This window comes from Pseudomonas sp. AK-TSAG1-1 (assembly GCF_056821665.1).
The window spans coordinates 147,995-164,096 of record NZ_CM165965.1; the positions used below are offsets into that span (position 1 = coordinate 147,995).

Here is a 16,102-nt window from a genome sequence, read left to right on the forward strand (position 1 = left end):
GTCGGCACACCGAATTTCTTGACGACCATAGAGCGTTGGAACCACCTGATCCCATCCCGAACTCAGAAGTGAAACGATGCATCGCCGATGGTAGTGTGGGGTTTCCCCATGTGAGAGTAGGTCATCGTCAAGATTAAATTCCGAAACCCCAATTGCGAAAGCAGTTGGGGTTTTGTTTTAGTAGAAGTTCCCATTTTTGCTGGCACGTTACCGTGTTGACGGGCCAGATACAGAATTTCTTGACGACCATAGAGCGTTGGAACCACCTGATCCCATCCCGAACTCAGAAGTGAAACGATGCATCGCCGATGGTAGTGTGGGGTTTCCCCATGTGAGAGTAGGTCATCGTCAAGATTAAATTCCAAAACCCCTGTTTGCTAACGCAGACAGGGGTTTTGTCGTTTCGGGCGTCCCGGAAATCCAGATTTCAGACTGCTTTGCGAGCCTTGCTGATGCGCCGAGCCCGCCACTTGCGCCACCAGATATAGACGCCAGTCCCTGACAGTCCCGCAATCAGAACACCCAACACCGCGATCATCACCTGCCCGCTAAAGCCAATGATCCGGCCGCCATGTATCGGCAGCTGCAATCGATAAAAGCGCTCTCCAAACGTCCCTTTTCCAGCGATTTCCTGCCCTATTAATCGCCCGTCGGTACCGTGAAGGAACAACCAGGATTTGCCATGGGCTTGAGTGTCGTGTTGCCCAAATCCTGCACCGTAGAAGTTGTACTCAAAGCTGTAATACAACTCGCCGATGGCGGCGGTCAGCCCTAGTCTTTTCCCCTCCTGCAATGCTCTCTCGTACGCCTGTTGATAACTTAACTGCGTACCTCCCAACTCGGAAGGAGGCATTCGTCCGCGAGCCTCATACACGCTCGGTTCAATGGGCGAAAACAACGACACTGCCGGTTTGAATACCTGACTCGGCAGGTTCATCGCGACACTGCTGATTGCAATCGGCAGGAGCAACAACCACAGCCACAGTCCCCCTGCCCGATGCAGGTCGAAATTGAGCCGATAAGCGTGGCCACCCTTGATCTTCCAGGCTGTCGACCACTTCTGCCAGAACGGCTTGCCCCGTGGAAGCGTCAGCCACAGCGCGATGAAGCAATCGATCACCCAAGCGATGGCCACCAGGCCCATCAGCCACAATCCCCAGTTCCCAGGCAACGTCAGGTTGTAGTGAAACTCAAGAATGAACGGGATGAAGTTCTCCCGCGAAAAACAGCACTCGCCCCAGTAACGTTGGCCTTTCTGCTCGGCACTTACCGGATCCAGATAGAACACCTGATTGCGTTCATCAAACGGTTTGCCTGTCGCCGGATTATTGCGCGGGACAGCCGCCAATAACGCGGTATGCCCCGATTCGTCCGGATATTCCATGTACCAGACCTGCAGCCTCGGATGCGCCGTTTGCACAGCATCTACCAACGCCCCGGGAGGCAGTCGCTGACCCTCGGCAGAGGCTGCATAAAATTGCGGATTCAGCCACTCATCCAGCTCATGATTGAACGCCAGAATGCTTCCGGTGATTGCGGCCAGCAGCAAAAACACCGCTGTCGCCAGGCCGATATAGCGGTGCAATAAGACCAAAAGTGCGCGCATGAAAACTTCCCCACAGAGACGACAAAGCCAGCCCCCTGAACAATCAGGGGCTGGCTTTTTTATGCACAAGGCAAAGGCTTAGAACTGGTAGCTGACCGTGGCGGCGACGTTGCGCTCTTCACCCATGTAGCAGAAGTTCAGACTGGCGCAGGAGGCCACGTAAGACTCGTTGGTCAAGTTGTTCGCATTCAGGCGCACGTCGACGCCTTTCAAGCCGACCTTGCCCAGGTCATAGCCGATCGATGCGTCGAACAAAGTGTAGGACGGCACCTTCAGCGTGTTTTCCGCATCCGCCCAGCTGTAGCCGACATAGCGCACACCACCGCCCAGACGCAGGCCATCGAGTGCCGCGCTATCGAACTTGTAGTCCGCCCACAACGACGCCATGTGACGCGGCGCCTGAGTGGGCGAATTGCCTTTGTTCTGGATCACGTCGGTCGGTGTGCTCAGGGTGCTGACCATCGACTTCGAGTACTCGATATCGGTGAAGGTATAGCTGCCGAGTACTTTCAGGTTGTCGGTCAACTGCATGTGCGCTTCCAGCTCCAGACCCTGCGAACGGACAGCGCCTACAGCTCGGTAGAAGTTTTCCTGCGGCAGTTTGGTCGCCAGGTTCTCCTGATCGATGTGAAACAGCGAAGCGGTGAACAGGTTGTCGGTGCCCGGTGGCTGATACTTCAGGCCGACTTCCCACTGCGTACCATCGGTCGGCGGCAGCGGATTGCCGGCGCTGTCGGCATACGAGTTCGGGTTAAACGACTCGGAGTAGCTGATGTACGGTGCCAGGCCGTTATCGAACAGGTACAGCGCGCCCGCGCGGCCGGTCAGCTTGGTGCGTCGGTCATTGATTTGCGTGCCCAGCGGGCGGCCTGCTTCGGCGATGCGGTTTTCATCGGAGGTCTCGACCCAGTCCTGACGCAGGCCCAGCGAGAAGCGCCATTGGTCCATCTCGATCAGGTCTTGCAGGTACACCCCGGTTTGTTCCAGACGCCGCAGGTAGCTGGTCTCGCCGTACATGTTGATCGCCGAGTTGCCATAGATCGGATTGAACGCATTGATCGGCGCCAGGCCGCCACTGGTCCAGTCGACCACCGTCTTGCGCCGCTGATAGTCCGCGCCCATCAACACGGTGTGCTTGGTGGCACCGGTGAAAAATTCGGCCTGCAGCATGTTATCGATGATGAACGCATGCAGGCGTTCATCACCGCCTGTGTAGTAGCGGTTCAGTTCGTTGCTGGTCGGCGTCGTCCAGCCGTAGGCGTAGACCTGATCCATGTTCACTTTGGAGTCCAGGTAACGGAAGTTCTGTCTTGCGGTGAAGACATCATTGAAGCGATGTTCGAACTGATAGCCGAACGACTGCTGATCCCGCGAATAGCCGTCAATCCCCGGCTCGCCCTCGAAGAAGTGCGGTGAGATACGGTTGCCATTGCGCTGATGAATCGTGCCATCCGCCGGCACGCCACCGTGGTAGCCGCCATCCGGATCGTGCTGCAGATAAGCCTGCAGCGTCAGCGAAGTGTCTTCAGAGAAATCGATGCTCAAGGTGGGTGCGAGGGCGAAGCGTTTTTCCTTGTTGTGGTCGAACTGTGTGTCGGACTGGTCCGTCAAACCGGTCAGACGATAGGCAATGCGCTTGTCGTCATCGACCGGGCCGCTGAAGTCAAAACCAACCCCGCGCTGACCTTGGGTGCCGACCGTGGCCTGGACCTGATGATAGGCTTCGTACAATGGCTTCTTGCTGGTCAGCGCCACCAGGCCACCGGGCGAGCTACGGCCGTACAACACCGACGATGGACCTTTGAGAATGTCCACGCGCTCGAGGAAATACGGATCGACCTGCATGGTGCTGTAGGTGCCGCTGTCGCCCATCGACTTGAGGCCGTCGAGGTAGATGTTGTCCACCGACCCGTCGTTGAAGCCGCGCATTGCCACGTAGTCGTAGCGGTGGGTTGCGCCGTAAGGGTTGGTCAGCACCCCGGGGGTATAGCGCATCGCCTGGGAGACGGTCTGTGAGCCTTGGTCGTCCATTTGCTGGCGAGTGACCACGGATACGCTTTGCGAGGTTTCCAGCAACGCAGTACTGGTCTTGGTGGCGATCTGGCTGTGGGTGGCGTTGTAGCCTTCCATGCTGCCCAGTGCGTTGCCGAGGGCGAAGCCTTTGATATCAGTGGTCGGCAGCGCCAGTGCGGCGCTGTCGCTGACGGAGTGCAGGATGTAGGTGCTGCCGTCCTGGCTGACCGCTTCCAGACCCGAGCCCCCCAGCAAATGGCTCAGCGCCTGATCCGTTGAGTATTCACCCTGCACGCCCGGAGACTGCCGCCCCTGCGTTTGCTGTGGGGTCATCGACAAGGTGATGCCGGCCTGGCGCGCAAACTGGTTCAACGCTTCACCCAGCGGGCCAGCGGCGATGGTGTAGCGATGGCTGCTAGTCTCACTGGCATTGGCGGTGAGGCTCAGGCAGGGCAACACACCGGCGCCCAGAACAGTGGAGAGCAGGGCGGCGCGAATGGCGTGGCGCAGCAGGCCCGATTCGGCAGTGAAATTCAGAGGGTTCTTACAGGTGATGCGGACAGTCATTGTAGGTTTCCGTGGGAAGTCGCAAAGGCTGAGTTGAAGTGCTTACTGACCAAGCCGGACTTGTCGCGAAAACCCGCCAAAATAATTTCAGGCCACTGCTTCCAGCGTGACCCACCATCGGGTGCGATAACGCAATTGCACCGGCAGGGTCTGCGGCAGGATGGCCAGCAGCTTGTCGGTGTCCTCCAGGCGAAACACGCCGGACAGGCGCAAATCCGCCACGGCCGACGCACACGTCACGAAGCCCGGCCGATAACGTGCGACCTCGTTGAGAAAATCGCCCAGGCGCATATTGCGAGTCACGATCAATCCGTCGACCCACGCACCCGCGTCCATATCCGGTGGCGGCGCCAGGCGTACCCGGTGGTGATCGATCAGGTAAGTCTGGCCGGCGAGCGCCTCAACCGAGGTGCCACCGCTGTGGATGGCCACGCGCCCGGTGGTGACGCTCAGCCGCGTGCAATCGCTTTCCTGGCGGAGGATGAAGCGGGCATCAGTCGGTTCATAGGTACCGTGACGACTTTGTACGCGAAGCGTTCGGTTGAAGGCCGCGCCTTGATCGTTGCCGCCGCAAGTGACGATGATTTCGCCGCGAGTGAGTTTGATCAGCCGTTGCTGCGCGGTGTAATCCAGATCCACCGCGCTCGCGGTATTGAGCTCGATCCGCGTGCCGTCCGGCAACTGGAAGCCGCGGCGTTCGCCGGTCGCCGTGGCGTAGTCGGCGCTCCATTGCTGCCAGGCCGAGGTGTCCTTGGCTACCCAGGCGGCGGAGCCTGTCAGCAAGGCGCCGGACAACAGTTTCAAAGCCTGTCGCCGTCCGAGCCCCTGTGCACTGTTTTCCAGTGTATTGAATGCCACCTGAGTGCCAGGCACTGCGCGCAGGTTATGGCTCAACTCGGCCTGCAGCGACTGCACGCGCTGCCAGGCCAGTTCATGTTCATGATGTTCGGCGCGCCACGCTTCGCACTGGCTACTCAGGCGAGCATTGCCATGATTGTTGCGCAGCCGTAGCAGCCAGTGAATGGCTTGTTTGACCACCTGTTGCGGCGGTTCGGCGCGGCGCCCTGCCGAGAGGTTATCCACAGGCATCAGCTTGCGTACCGCAACACGTAGCAGTGATACAACGCATCGGCGACGTAACGTTCCACCGAGCGTAGCGACAAGCCCATTTGTTCGGCGATCTGCTTGTGGGTCAAACCTTCGCACTGCGCCAGCAGAAACGCCTGACGCACCTTCGGACGCAAGCCTTCAAGCATGCGCGCGATGCTTTCGAGCAATTCGATCACCAGGGCGCGGGCCTCGGCGCTCGGGATTTGCGCTTCGGGCAAATGGGCGATGGATTCGAGATAGGCACGTTCGATTTCTTCACGGCGCCAATGGTCGATCACCAGACCACGGGCGATGGTGCGCAAAAAAGCGCGCGGGGCCTTGAGCTCCAGGCGTTCGGTGCGTTGCAACAGGCGCACGAAAGTATCCTGCGCCAGATCCGCCGCATCCGCGGCATTGCCCAGCCGCGTCCGCAGCCACGCGTTGAGCCAGCCGTGATGACTACTGTAAAGCGCCTGCACTGCAAACTCAGGTGAGGACATGAACGCGACAGCCCGAACGTCACAAATGATAATTAGTCGCATTTTTATCAAGGGCTGTGAATTTTGCAACCTCCTCTCGCATAACGTTCTTCAAAAACCTGACAGCGAGCGCTCTGGGACGCCGTTCGGCGGGAATCTGCCAGAAATGCCGTGCATTTCCCACACAGCCCTAAGATTTCTGCAAATGGTGCCGACAGACTGGTGAGACATGCGTGCACCAAAGTAGAGCGGCCATCAGAACGCTGCCTGCCAGCTATTGGACATTTGGAGCTACATGGAATGTTGCATCCCGGAACGCATCCCCACTTTTGCATAAGAAGTCCCATGAAATGAATCTCAAGTTCAGCCATAAAATCCTGTTGGCCGCCTCGGGCGTCGTGGTCCTGGCTTTCGCTTTGTTCACCCTCTACAACGACTATCTGCAGCGAAACACCATTCGCCAGAACCTCCAGTCCTCCGTGCAGCAGGCCGGTGATCTGACCGCCAGCAGCGTGCAGAACTGGATGAGCGGGCGGATCCTGGTACTGGAAAACCTCGCGCAGAACGTTGCTCACCAGGGCAAGGACGCCGACTTCCCGGGGCTGGTCGATCAACCGGCCTTCACCTCGAACTTCCAGTTCACCTACGTCGGCCAGGCCAACGGTGTGTTCACCCAGCGCCCGGACGCGAAGATGCCGGACGGTTACGACCCACGTCAGCGCCCTTGGTACAAGCAAGCCGTTGCCGCCGATAAAACCATGCTGACTCCGCCGTACATGGCCGCAGTCGGTGGTCTGGTGGTGACCATCGCCATGCCGGTGAAAAAGAATGGTGAGCTGCTCGGTGTGGTCGGTGGTGACCTGAGCCTAGAAACCCTGGTGAAGATCATCAACTCGGTGGACTTCGGTGGCTTGGGTCATGCGTTCCTGGTCAGCGGCGACGGTCAGGTGATCGTCAGCCCGGACAAGGATCAGGTGATGAAGAACCTGAAGGACATCTACCCGAACTCCAGCGTGCGCATCGAGAAGGGCAACCAGAACGTGGTGCTCAACGGTCAGGAACGCATCCTGTCGTTCACCCCGGTCAGCGATTTGCCGAATGCCGAGTGGTACATCGGTCTGTCGATCGATCGCGACAAGGCCTACGCGGCGCTCAGCCAATTCCGTACCTCGGCGCTGATCGCCATGTTCGTGGCGGTCGCCGCCATCGCGCTGCTGCTGAGCCTGCTGATCAACGTCCTGATGCGTCCGCTGACCACCATGGGCCGTGCGATGCAGGACATCGCCCAGGGCGAAGGCGACCTGACCCGTCGCCTGGTCGTGGAAGGCAAGGATGAGTTCGCCGAACTGGGCAGCTCGTTCAACCAGTTCGTCGAGCGGATTCACGCGTCGATTTCCGAAGTGTCGTCGGCCACCCGTCACGTACATGATTTGTCGCAACGGGTGATGGCATCGTCCAACGCCTCGATCGTTGGCTCCGACGAGCAAAGTGCACGCACCAACAGCGTGGCTGCAGCGATCAATCAGTTGGGCGCCGCCACCCAGGAAATCGCCCGCAACGCCGCCGATGCTTCGCAACACGCCAGCGGCGCGAGCGAGCAGGCCGATGACGGCCGTCAGGTAGTTGAGCAAACCATCCAGGCGATGACCGAGCTGTCGCAGAAGATCAGCCTGTCGTGCACCCAGATCGAAACCCTGAATGCCAGCACTGACAACATCGGCCACATCCTCGACGTGATCAAAGGCATTTCGCAGCAGACCAATCTGCTGGCCCTCAACGCGGCCATTGAAGCGGCGCGTGCCGGGGAAGCCGGACGTGGTTTTGCGGTGGTGGCGGACGAAGTGCGCAACCTCGCCCATCGCACCCAGGAGTCGGCCGAAGAGATCCACAAGATGATCACCTCCTTGCAGGTCGGTTCGCGCGAAGCCGTGACCACCATGAACGCCAGTCAGGCGTCCAGCGAAGAGAGCGTTGAAGTGGCGAACCAGGCCGGCCTGCGACTGGTCAGCGTGACCCAGCGCATCGGCGAGATCGACGGCATGAACCAGTCGGTGGCTGCCGCGACCGAAGAGCAGACCGCCGTGGTGGAAACCCTCAACGTCGACGTCAACCAGATCAACCTGTTGAACCAGCAGAGCGTCGCCAACCTCAACGAGACGTTGAAGGATTGTGATGCGCTGTCGCAGCAGGCCAACCGGTTGAAGCAGTTGGTGGACAGCTTCAAGATCTGATCGTCGGATTGAAGACCGCGTTAGCGTTCTTCGCGAGCAAGCCCGCTCCCACAGGTTGACCGTGTTTCCCTTGAAGGAATGCGATCAAAATGTGGGAGCGGGCTTGCTCGCGAAGGCGGCGGTTCATTCACTAAAGAACTGAAGCCTTACACAAACAGCTTCAGCACATTCCCCATCGCATCATCGGCAAACCCCTGCACGAAATCCTTGAACCCCGGCAGTGCTTCTTCTCCACCTGAAGCCGGCTCGGCAATGATCGTCCAGGTCGCCCGCGACTTACCCGTCCCCAGCGATTCCACATTCATCGCCGCCCACAGATTGGCAACCCCTAACGTGTTGTAGATCGTGGTCCAGGTCATGGCCCGTGCCTGTTCATCGCGGGAGTTGAGCTGTTCAACCACCACGTTGCCGTCCTTGAAGAATTTCTTGCGCAGCGAAGACACGCCTTCGCCGGTCATCTCGATGTGTGACAGCGCCGGAATAAAGCGCTCGAAACCGCCAAAATTGCCGACCACCGCCCAGACCTGCGCCGCGTCCGCCGGCACCTCCACCGAAGACATAACGTGGCAGCCGTGCGGGTTTTTGATCAGGGTGTCAGGTTGCAGATTGCTCATGGTGTTGCTCCTTTTGATTGAACTAGATGAAGTTGATCTGTTTCAGGTAATCGCAGCCGCGACGCAGCAGTGCCGCGGATTTTTCCGGGTATTGCGCACCCATTTGCTGCACGCCGGCCTCGGCGTTGGCATGACCGATCAGGGAGATGTCGCCGATGTCCTCCTCGAAGCCGTTGAGGTAGAAACCGAGCACGCCGAACAGCGCGTTGTCAGCATCGACCCGGCCCAGTTGCTGCTGCCAGTCGGCCACGCTGACCAGTGCGAATTCGCTGCCGGTTTCGCGGAACGAGGCGACGTAGGCATCCCAACTCAGCGGCTCGGGGTTGTGCAGGTTGAACACCGCACGCCCGGTCGAGTAACGGCTGGCGTGGAAGGCGATGAAGCGGGCGAGAAAGTCCACCGGCATCAGGTCGAAATTCAGCGCAAAGGCGGGCACCTGACCGAGCTGGATCGACCCTTTGAGCATCAGCATCAAACGGTTCTTGTGCGGTTGGCAGACGCCGCTCAGGCTGTTGAAACTGATGTTGCCGGGGCGATACAGGTTGACCCACACCCCGCGCTCGCGGGCCCGTTCAAGGATGCGCTCGCCGACCCATTTCGACAGGTTGTAGCCGTTGCGGATGTAGATCGGCGGGGTCGCTGCAGCGGGCAATTCGAGTACGCGGCCTTCACCATCGACCGTGCTTGAAGCCGACAGCGTCGAGACGAAGTTGAAGACCTTTTTGCTGCGCCCTTCGCACAGGCGTAACAGCTCGAAGATCGGCTCGACGTTATCCGCTGCCAGCGACTCGTAATCGAGTACGTGATTGACGTTGGCAGCGTTGTGCACCAGTGCGCCGAACTCACGATCCAGGCGCTGATAATCGTCGTCGGCCAAGCCCAGTTGCGGGCGAGTGATGTCTGCCGAATAGATTCGCACCCGACTCAAGTCCAGATGCTCGAGACGGTTCTCGCGCAACGCCTGGGCAAAACGCTGCGCCGCCGTTTGCCCGCCACCGTCACGCACCAGACACGCCACTTCGCTGGCGCCCCAGCCGAGCAGCGCTTCGACGATGTGCACACCGACAAAGCTGTTGGCGCCGGTGACGATCACCTTGTGCACATCGCCCAGGCGGCTGATTGGCAGCGGTTCGATGTCCAGTGGGCGCTCGGCGTCGGCCATGGCCTGGGCGCTGAGCACCGCGCTGTCATCGGTACCGCGCACCAGCGTCGCGAGCTTGATGATGGTCGGTTGTTCGATGAAGCGGTTGATCGAGATGCTGCGCCCGAACTCCTCACGCAAACGCAGCAACATGCGCGACAGCAGAATCGAGTGACCACCGAGGTTGAAGAAGCTTTCGTCGGTGGAAATATCGCTGCCGGGCAGCTCCAGCAGCTCCGCCCAGATCTCCAGCAACAGTGCTTCGTCGGCATTCGCCGGCAGGCACTTCGGGCCGCTGTCCTGCACGCTCACCGGCAGCTCCAGCAAGGCCTTGCGATCGACCTTGCCGTTGCTGGCGAACGGCATGTGCGGCAGCTCGGTCCACGCCACTGGTTGCATATAGTCCGGCAGAAACTGCTGGGCATGGGCCTTCAGTGCCTCGCGGGCAGCGTCTGATTGCGGCTGGGCGAGGAACGCCAGAATCCGCCGCTGACTGTCGATCACCACCGCCACCTGACGGTACAACTGGCTCTCGCGCAGGCAGCGCTCGATCTCTTCCGGCTCAACCCGGAAACCACGGATCTTCACCTGATTGTCGCGCCGTCCGCACAGCTCGATACCGTGCGCGCCCCACTTGGCCATGTCGCCGCTGCGGTAGGCCCGCAATGTCTGGCCGTGCGGCAGTTGCAGGGTCAGGTAGCGCTCGGCGGTTTGCTGCGGATTGTTCAGATAGCCGAGGCAGACGCCGGGGCCGACGATGAACAATTCGCCGACGGTGTGTTCCGGCACCGGCTGCAGATCGTCGTCGAGAATCAGCACCTGACTGTTGGCAATCGGCGCGCCGAGGGTGCGGTTGCTGTCACCCGGCTTGAGTGGCCGGGCGGTGATCAGCACCGTGGCCTCGGTGGGGCCGTAGAGATTGTGCAGCTTGCCCTGACGGGTCAGTTGCTCGATGACAAAAGGCTCGCAGACGTCGCCGCCGGTCATCACTTCCACCCCTTGCAGTTGCTCCAGGGGCAGAATGCTCAGCAGCGCCGGCGGCAGGAACGCGTGGGTCAGTTGCCGACGGCGGATCAACGCCACCAGCTGCAGTGGATCGCGGCGTTGAGTGTCGTCGGGCACCACCAGTTCGGCGCCTTTGAGCAGCGTCGGAAAGATATCGATCAGCGAAGAATCGAAACTCAGCGACGAGAACTGCAAGACCCGACTTTCAGCGCGCAACTGCACGTAATCGGCGTACCACGCCGTGAAATGCGCGAGGTTCGCCTGGCTCAGCAGCACGCCCTTCGGATGGCCGGTGGTGCCAGAGGTGTAAAGCGCCATGCAAGGGGCGTCGAGTGGCGGGCGCTGGCGCATCAGCGGTTGGCTGAGATCCGCGTCCGCGCTGTCGATACGACTGACATCCAGCCCCGGCATCGACTCACCGAGCGGATGCTCACCGTCATGCAGCAACAACACCGCGCCGGCGTTGTGCAGGATGTATTGCTGGCGCTGCAATGGATGGCTCGGCTCCAGCGGCAGATACACCGCGCCACTGCCGAGCACGGCCAGAATCGAGGCGAACAGCGCCGGGCTTTTCGGCTGGCAAATGCCGACGACCCACGGCTGAGGATGTTGCTCGAGCAACGACTGCAGACGTTGCTGGATCGCACGGCTGTGCGCGTGCAACTGGCGATAGCTGAGCGACTGCTCGGCCAAGTGCAGCGCCGGTCGCTCGGCATGTTCGATCAGGCTGCGTTGCAGGCGTTCGATCAGCGGCGTCTGCGCCTGTTGCAACAGCGCCGGATGCGCTGTGGCGTTGAGGCGATGGACGTAGGCCAGGCTGTCGAGAAACAGCAGGTCTTCCACCTGTTCGAAGTCCGGCGCCGTGGCGGGCGTCGCCTGCTGGAAATACTCGGCATCGCGGGAGAAGCGGCTGACCAGCAACGCGACTTCGTCAACCACATGCGTCAGCACCCGCTGACGCAGTGCCTGACCGTTGCCGGACGGCTCATCGCCAATCGGCACGCGGCTGATCAGTGACGAGCCGAGGAAACACAGCAGGTCGAGCGTCGGCAAGCCGCCAATGCTCGGCGCACCGATACCCAGGCGCAAATGCAGATGCGGGATAGCGCAGAAATCGCCGGCGCCGATGAAGCCATCGTCGATGATCAGATCCACCGTCGATTGCGCCGCGCCGCTACGCAACAAAGAGTGACCGTGTTGTTCGAGTTCCTGCGCCAGGTCGGTCATGGCCTGGCTGGCACCAATCAGCAAAATGTCGAGACGTCTCATGTCGGCCTCCTCATCAAACCAGATAGTCACGCAAGGCGTGCTGCACGCAGGGCGTGTCGAGCAGCGAGCTGTTGTGGAAAAACCGCACGATGTTGCCCACCAGCGGATGGTGGCGATTGATCGGAAATGCCAGCCCGGTCATCTCGTCTTTGAGCGAACGACGCACCGCATCGCTGACCGGCAAGGCGTCGATCAAGCGCAGATCGAACGACTTCTGAATGTCGTTGGTCAGGTAATGGCCGATGAACACCGGCAGGATCTGCGCGATGGTTTCTCGGTCGGCGTCACTGGCGGTGTGCCAATAGATACGCACCATCCGCGCCCAGAAGCTGGAGTGCCGGCCCTCATCCAGCAGGTGATCGGCCATCAGGCCCTTGATTGACGGCTTGACCGTGTCGTCCCGGGCGAACGCCGCGACGTCGCCGGTCACGGTGTTCTCGGCGATGGCCACGCAGATCAGTTCCACCGCGCTGCGCAGGTGCTCTGGCGCCAGTGCCACTGCGGCAGGAATCGCCCGGCTGAGTTCGATTTCATTGGGCAGTTCGATCGGCTCGATGCCGGTCATGGCCACGGTCTGTTGCATGAAATCCATCGCCACCAGCGCGTGGTAATCCTCGTCCACCACCACGGTCATGGCGTCGTAGCGGCAGGCGAACGGGAACGCCACGGCGAAGCGATTCTTGGCGATGCTGCGCGCGGTCTTGTCGACGATCTCGGTTTCGAAAATCACCACATCGTTGATGAATTTGTACAGCGTCTGCACCAGCGCGAAATCCCGTTGTTGCGGGCATTCGCGCAGGAAGGTTTCGCTCAGCACCAGGGGCTGTCGGCTTAGCGGGTAGATCAGGCGTTCATCGTCTTCCAGCACGCGTCGTGGCCGGGTGCGGATGGTGGCGCGGCTTTCCCAGGCGTCGGCGAAGGATTGGTAATCGGCGGCATTCATTGGGCCACCTCCGCCAAGGGTTCGCGCATGCTCACGCGCAGGCCGTCCCACAGGGCGATTCGGCTTTCCACTGCAGCGATGGCGCTGGCGTAGACCTCGGCTTCACGCTGCGGATCACCATCGACCAGGCGCTCCAGCAGTTGCTCCGCCGCCGGACCATGATCCTCGGAGTCGACTTCGATGTGGCGTTCCAGGTAATAGCGAAAGGTCGGTGCCTGTTCGATGCCGATCCCCCAGTCATCGAGAATGCGCTGGAACATCGGCGGGATCACGCTCTCACGGCCATGCAGAAAGGCGGCGGCAACGCTGTGGCCCGGTGCGTGCAGTGCGGTGAGCAGGGTCTCGCGGACAAATTTCGCCGCGGCCGGGTCGACCTCGACGCTTTGCAGAGCGACGTCATAGCTCACGCCTTCCTGTTGCAGCGCGACAAACCGTTCGACCGCCGTGGTGCTCGCACCGACTTCACGCATGGCGTCCAGGTACAGTTCGAAATGGCTGTAATGGCCGTGGGCGGGACGGTCGTCGGACTCCTCGCCCAGCACGATTTCATTGATCAGGCGTGCGGCATGCGGATCGCGCGGTGGTAGCCATGGCAGCCGCGTGCAAGTCAGTTCCTGTTGCAGGCGCTTGGTCAGCGACATGAAGTCCCATACGGCGAAGACGTGGGATTCCATGAACCGGCGCAGTACCGATAGCGAATCGATCTCAGTGAAGATCGGGTGAACGCTCAATTGAGCTTTTTTCAGGGCGAGTTGTTCTTTAGTTGGCATCATGGCGAACCTCGGTGTTATTGGAATAGAGGGAGTTGCTCGTTCAGTGCATCAACGCGGATTCAATAAGTCTGAAACATTATCTATTGGCGAGCGCGGGCCTCAATCGGATGGATGAAAGTTTGAAAAGTGCTTGAAAGGCTCTGGGCCAAAGCCTGGCAATTATTTGCCGGTGTCGTAGCCTGACTGCTGAGCTGTGCCGTGTTTGCGGGGCTATCCCTGCTCGGCGAGGAAAAGCTAATACATCATTAAATAACTTAACAAGTTTATTTTTAATTATTTTTAGTTTGCTGTTTTTTAGATATGAGTCGGCCTGGTAAAACTTTTAATTTAAGTTTTACTTGGGCGTAGTTGCTCCTTTCGGCAAATAAAGGCCAAAATTGAATACAAGAGTGAATGCCTCACTCAAAGCAACTTTCAGATGCAGAGATTGAAGTGATGTATAGGAATGAAAGTTGGCCGGGAACGGCGCCGTAACTTCCTTTTTTCCCGTGGCAAGGCTCCTTCCGTAGGTTCCTGGTGCGGGGACTGCGCCGGCGGTGCGGTGCGTCGCCCGTTCTTCATGGGTTGGCCGTTAAAGAGTGCGGGTAAATTGGCGGGACGGCTATGACCGATTCGTCCGCGGCGAGGTGCACTGCCGGGTGAACCGGCGCAGGGAGGTTAGAGCGAACAGGGCGATCCGCCAGCCGGTTTGCGGCGCAGCGTCGAGAGGATTTGTAAGCGGGTTATTCGCCGGTCAGGCGCAAGGGCCCGAGACCGGCGTGGAGGGTGTCAGCGTATGGCCTTGCGGTTTTGTCCGGCAGGGCTGGCGAGGAAACGGGTGATCACGTCGACGCCACGGTTGAGGTGCTGCGTCAGCAGTTTCACCGACAGCTCGACATTGCGCTCGATCACGGCCTGGAGCATGGCGCGGTGATCTTCCTGGGACAGTTTGCCCAGGCCCATGGCCTCAAGGTTGAAACGCAGAAAGCGCTCCTCCTCGTTGAGCCCGTCTTCGACCAGGCGCAGCAGACGCTGGTTCGGCGCCTTGCTGTACAAGGCCATGTGGAACAGGCGATTGAGCCGACCGATTTCGGTGTAGTCGTGCTGGGTTTCGAGTTCTTCGATATAACTGGCGGCGCGCGCGTGATCGGCGCTGGTCAGTAGCGGGATCGACTGGCGCATGGCTTCGGATTCGAGGAGGATCCGCAACTCGTAGGTTTCGGTGGCGTCGCCCTGAATCAGCGGCGCAACCACGGCGCCCTTGTGGGTGGTGACGCTCAGCAGTTCCTGCGCTTCGAGTTGGCGCAGGGCCTCGCGCACCGGCATGCGACTGACCCCGAACAGGTCGGCCAGGTCCTGCTGACGCAGGGCAGTGCCGCACGGCAAGCGACCGTCAAGGATCGCCGAGCGCAGGGTTTCTTCAATGATCGAGCGGGCGAGGTGTGCGGGAATCGGCGCATCGACTTTGATGCTGTGCAGCGGTTTGGGCTTCTGTGTCACAACTACTCACCCTGAATGACCACGGAATTTGGATCCAAAGACACTAGTGATTGCTTTACAAGTTGTCAAACCATGTAAAGGATTGCTGTCCTGTGTGAAGTTTAGCGCGATGGCGATGATCTCAGGGTGCCATTGTTTTTTGCCGGGCTAAGCTTCACCATCAAACGCTTTCCCTCCTGCCCTCTGGAAACCTGCTGTGGCGGTACGTTTCGCGATCCCCCGGACTCTGCGCTGGCTAGGCTGCGCACTGCTGCTGGCCGGCGTCATGCTGGGCGGCCTGCATGCCGATTGGGATTTTTCCGCGATCAGCCGCAAGGCCACAGCGCTGTACGGGCCGCTGGGCGCCGGGCAGCAGCGGATCGATGCCTGGCAAAACCTGCTGGCCACGCAGAAACAGGTCAGCGAGATGGAAAAGCTCAAGGTGGTGAACCTGTTTTTCAACAAACAGATGCGCTATGTAGAGGATATCGATCTGTGGGGGCAGGTCGATTATTGGGAGACGCCCATCGAAGCGTTGTGGAAAGGCGCCGGCGATTGCGAAGACTACGCGATCGCCAAGTATTTCAGCCTGCGTCATCTCGGGGTCTCCAGTGACAAGCTGCGCATCACCTACGTCAAGGCACTGCGCCAGAATCGCGCGCACATGGTGCTGACTTACTACGCCACCCCCGATGCCATGCCGCTGGTGCTCGACAGCCTGATCGATCCGATCCAGCCGGCGTCCCAGCGGACCGACCTGCTGCCGGTCTACTCTTTCAATGCCGAAGGTCTGTACCTGCCGGGGGCCAAGGGCAACAAAAAGGTCAGTGACACCAAACGCCTGTCGCGCTGGCAGGATGTGCTGAAGAAAATGCAGGCCGAAGGTTTCCCGGTCGAAACGACTAACTAGGAGC

General features: G+C 59.9%; 11 protein-coding genes and 2 rRNA genes. 4 read left to right on the forward strand and 9 right to left on the reverse strand.

Features of this window, described 5'->3' with window-relative positions; all coding sequences use genetic code 11:
• Window positions 1-17: 17 nt before the first annotated feature.
• Window positions 18-133, forward strand: a 5S ribosomal RNA gene (gene rrf / locus AC1UK9_RS00725).
• Window positions 134-238: 105 nt separating this feature from the next.
• A 5S ribosomal RNA gene (gene rrf, locus AC1UK9_RS00730) occupies window positions 239-354 on the forward strand.
• Between the two features lie 73 nt (window positions 355-427).
• Here the strand turns inward: rrf (AC1UK9_RS00730) and AC1UK9_RS00735 are convergent.
• The 4 genes from AC1UK9_RS00735 to AC1UK9_RS00750 all read right to left on the reverse strand — a co-directional run bounded on the left by AC1UK9_RS00735 (window position 428) and on the right by AC1UK9_RS00750 (window position 5,775).
• Complete coding sequence (locus AC1UK9_RS00735; RefSeq protein ID WP_482578998.1) at window positions 428-1,606, reverse strand: PepSY-associated TM helix domain-containing protein; 1,179 nt, start codon at window positions 1,604-1,606, stop codon at window positions 428-430.
• A gap of 78 nt (window positions 1,607-1,684) precedes the next feature.
• Window positions 1,685-4,186 carry a TonB-dependent siderophore receptor gene (locus tag AC1UK9_RS00740; RefSeq protein ID WP_482579000.1) on the reverse strand — a complete coding sequence of 834 codons (2,502 nt, stop codon included), beginning with the start codon at window positions 4,184-4,186 and terminating at the stop codon, window positions 1,685-1,687.
• Between the two features lie 87 nt (window positions 4,187-4,273).
• A complete protein-coding gene (locus AC1UK9_RS00745; protein ID WP_482579002.1) occupies window positions 4,274-5,275 on the reverse strand; it encodes a FecR domain-containing protein in 1,002 nt (333 codons plus the stop codon).
• Window positions 5,275-5,775, reverse strand: a complete 501-nt coding sequence (locus tag AC1UK9_RS00750; protein ID WP_025113515.1) for a sigma-70 family RNA polymerase sigma factor — start codon at window positions 5,773-5,775, stop codon at window positions 5,275-5,277. Before AC1UK9_RS00750 ends, AC1UK9_RS00745 begins: the two co-directional genes overlap by 1 nt.
• Window positions 5,776-6,104: 329 nt before the next feature.
• On the opposite strand from AC1UK9_RS00750, the gene AC1UK9_RS00755 reads away from it, so the two are divergent.
• On the forward strand, window positions 6,105-7,985 hold the full coding sequence (locus AC1UK9_RS00755) for a methyl-accepting chemotaxis protein (protein ID WP_025113514.1): 1,881 nt from the start codon (window positions 6,105-6,107) through the stop codon (window positions 7,983-7,985).
• Between the two features lie 146 nt (window positions 7,986-8,131).
• Here the strand turns inward: AC1UK9_RS00755 and AC1UK9_RS00760 are convergent, their stop codons facing one another.
• The 5 genes from AC1UK9_RS00760 to AC1UK9_RS00780 form a co-directional block, all read right to left on the reverse strand.
• Entirely contained in the window at window positions 8,132-8,599 is a 468-nt protein-coding gene (locus AC1UK9_RS00760) for an SRPBCC family protein (RefSeq protein ID WP_025113513.1), read from the reverse strand.
• A 22-nt stretch (window positions 8,600-8,621) separates the two neighbouring features.
• Window positions 8,622-12,014, reverse strand: a complete 3,393-nt coding sequence (locus tag AC1UK9_RS00765) for a non-ribosomal peptide synthetase (protein WP_482579005.1) — start codon at window positions 12,012-12,014, stop codon at window positions 8,622-8,624.
• A 13-nt stretch (window positions 12,015-12,027) separates the two neighbouring features.
• Window positions 12,028-12,957: a diiron oxygenase gene (locus AC1UK9_RS00770; RefSeq protein WP_025113511.1), complete on the reverse strand. Its 930-nt coding sequence runs from the start codon at window positions 12,955-12,957 to the stop codon at window positions 12,028-12,030.
• On the reverse strand, window positions 12,954-13,730 hold the full coding sequence (locus tag AC1UK9_RS00775) for a DUF3050 domain-containing protein (RefSeq protein WP_025113510.1): 777 nt from the start codon (window positions 13,728-13,730) through the stop codon (window positions 12,954-12,956). Before AC1UK9_RS00775 ends, AC1UK9_RS00770 begins: the two co-directional genes overlap by 4 nt.
• Window positions 13,731-14,498: 768 nt before the next feature.
• A complete protein-coding gene (locus tag AC1UK9_RS00780) occupies window positions 14,499-15,209 on the reverse strand; it encodes a GntR family transcriptional regulator (protein ID WP_473014089.1) in 711 nt (236 codons plus the stop codon).
• Between the two features lie 196 nt (window positions 15,210-15,405).
• Here AC1UK9_RS00780 and lapG point away from each other — a divergent pair, with 196 nt between their 5' ends.
• Window positions 15,406-16,098, forward strand: coding sequence for a cysteine protease LapG (gene lapG / locus AC1UK9_RS00785; RefSeq protein WP_025113508.1), 693 nt, complete (start codon window positions 15,406-15,408; stop codon window positions 16,096-16,098).
• Window positions 16,099-16,102 lie beyond the last annotated feature (4 nt).

Coding starts and splice junctions, on each gene's coding strand:
- AC1UK9_RS00735 (WP_482578998.1), bottom strand. CDS start 1,606: ATGCGCGCACTTTTGGTCTTATTGCACCGCTATATCGGCCTGGCGACA.
- AC1UK9_RS00740 (WP_482579000.1), bottom strand. CDS start 4,186: ATGACTGTCCGCATCACCTGTAAGAACCCTCTGAATTTCACTGCCGAA.
- AC1UK9_RS00745 (WP_482579002.1), bottom strand. CDS start 5,275: ATGCCTGTGGATAACCTCTCGGCAGGGCGCCGCGCCGAACCGCCGCAA.
- AC1UK9_RS00750 (WP_025113515.1), bottom strand. CDS start 5,775: ATGTCCTCACCTGAGTTTGCAGTGCAGGCGCTTTACAGTAGTCATCAC.
- AC1UK9_RS00755 (WP_025113514.1), top strand. CDS start 6,105: ATGAATCTCAAGTTCAGCCATAAAATCCTGTTGGCCGCCTCGGGCGTC.
- AC1UK9_RS00760 (WP_025113513.1), bottom strand. CDS start 8,599: ATGAGCAATCTGCAACCTGACACCCTGATCAAAAACCCGCACGGCTGC.
- AC1UK9_RS00765 (WP_482579005.1), bottom strand. CDS start 12,014: ATGAGACGTCTCGACATTTTGCTGATTGGTGCCAGCCAGGCCATGACC.
- AC1UK9_RS00770 (WP_025113511.1), bottom strand. CDS start 12,957: ATGAATGCCGCCGATTACCAATCCTTCGCCGACGCCTGGGAAAGCCGC.
- AC1UK9_RS00775 (WP_025113510.1), bottom strand. CDS start 13,730: ATGATGCCAACTAAAGAACAACTCGCCCTGAAAAAAGCTCAATTGAGC.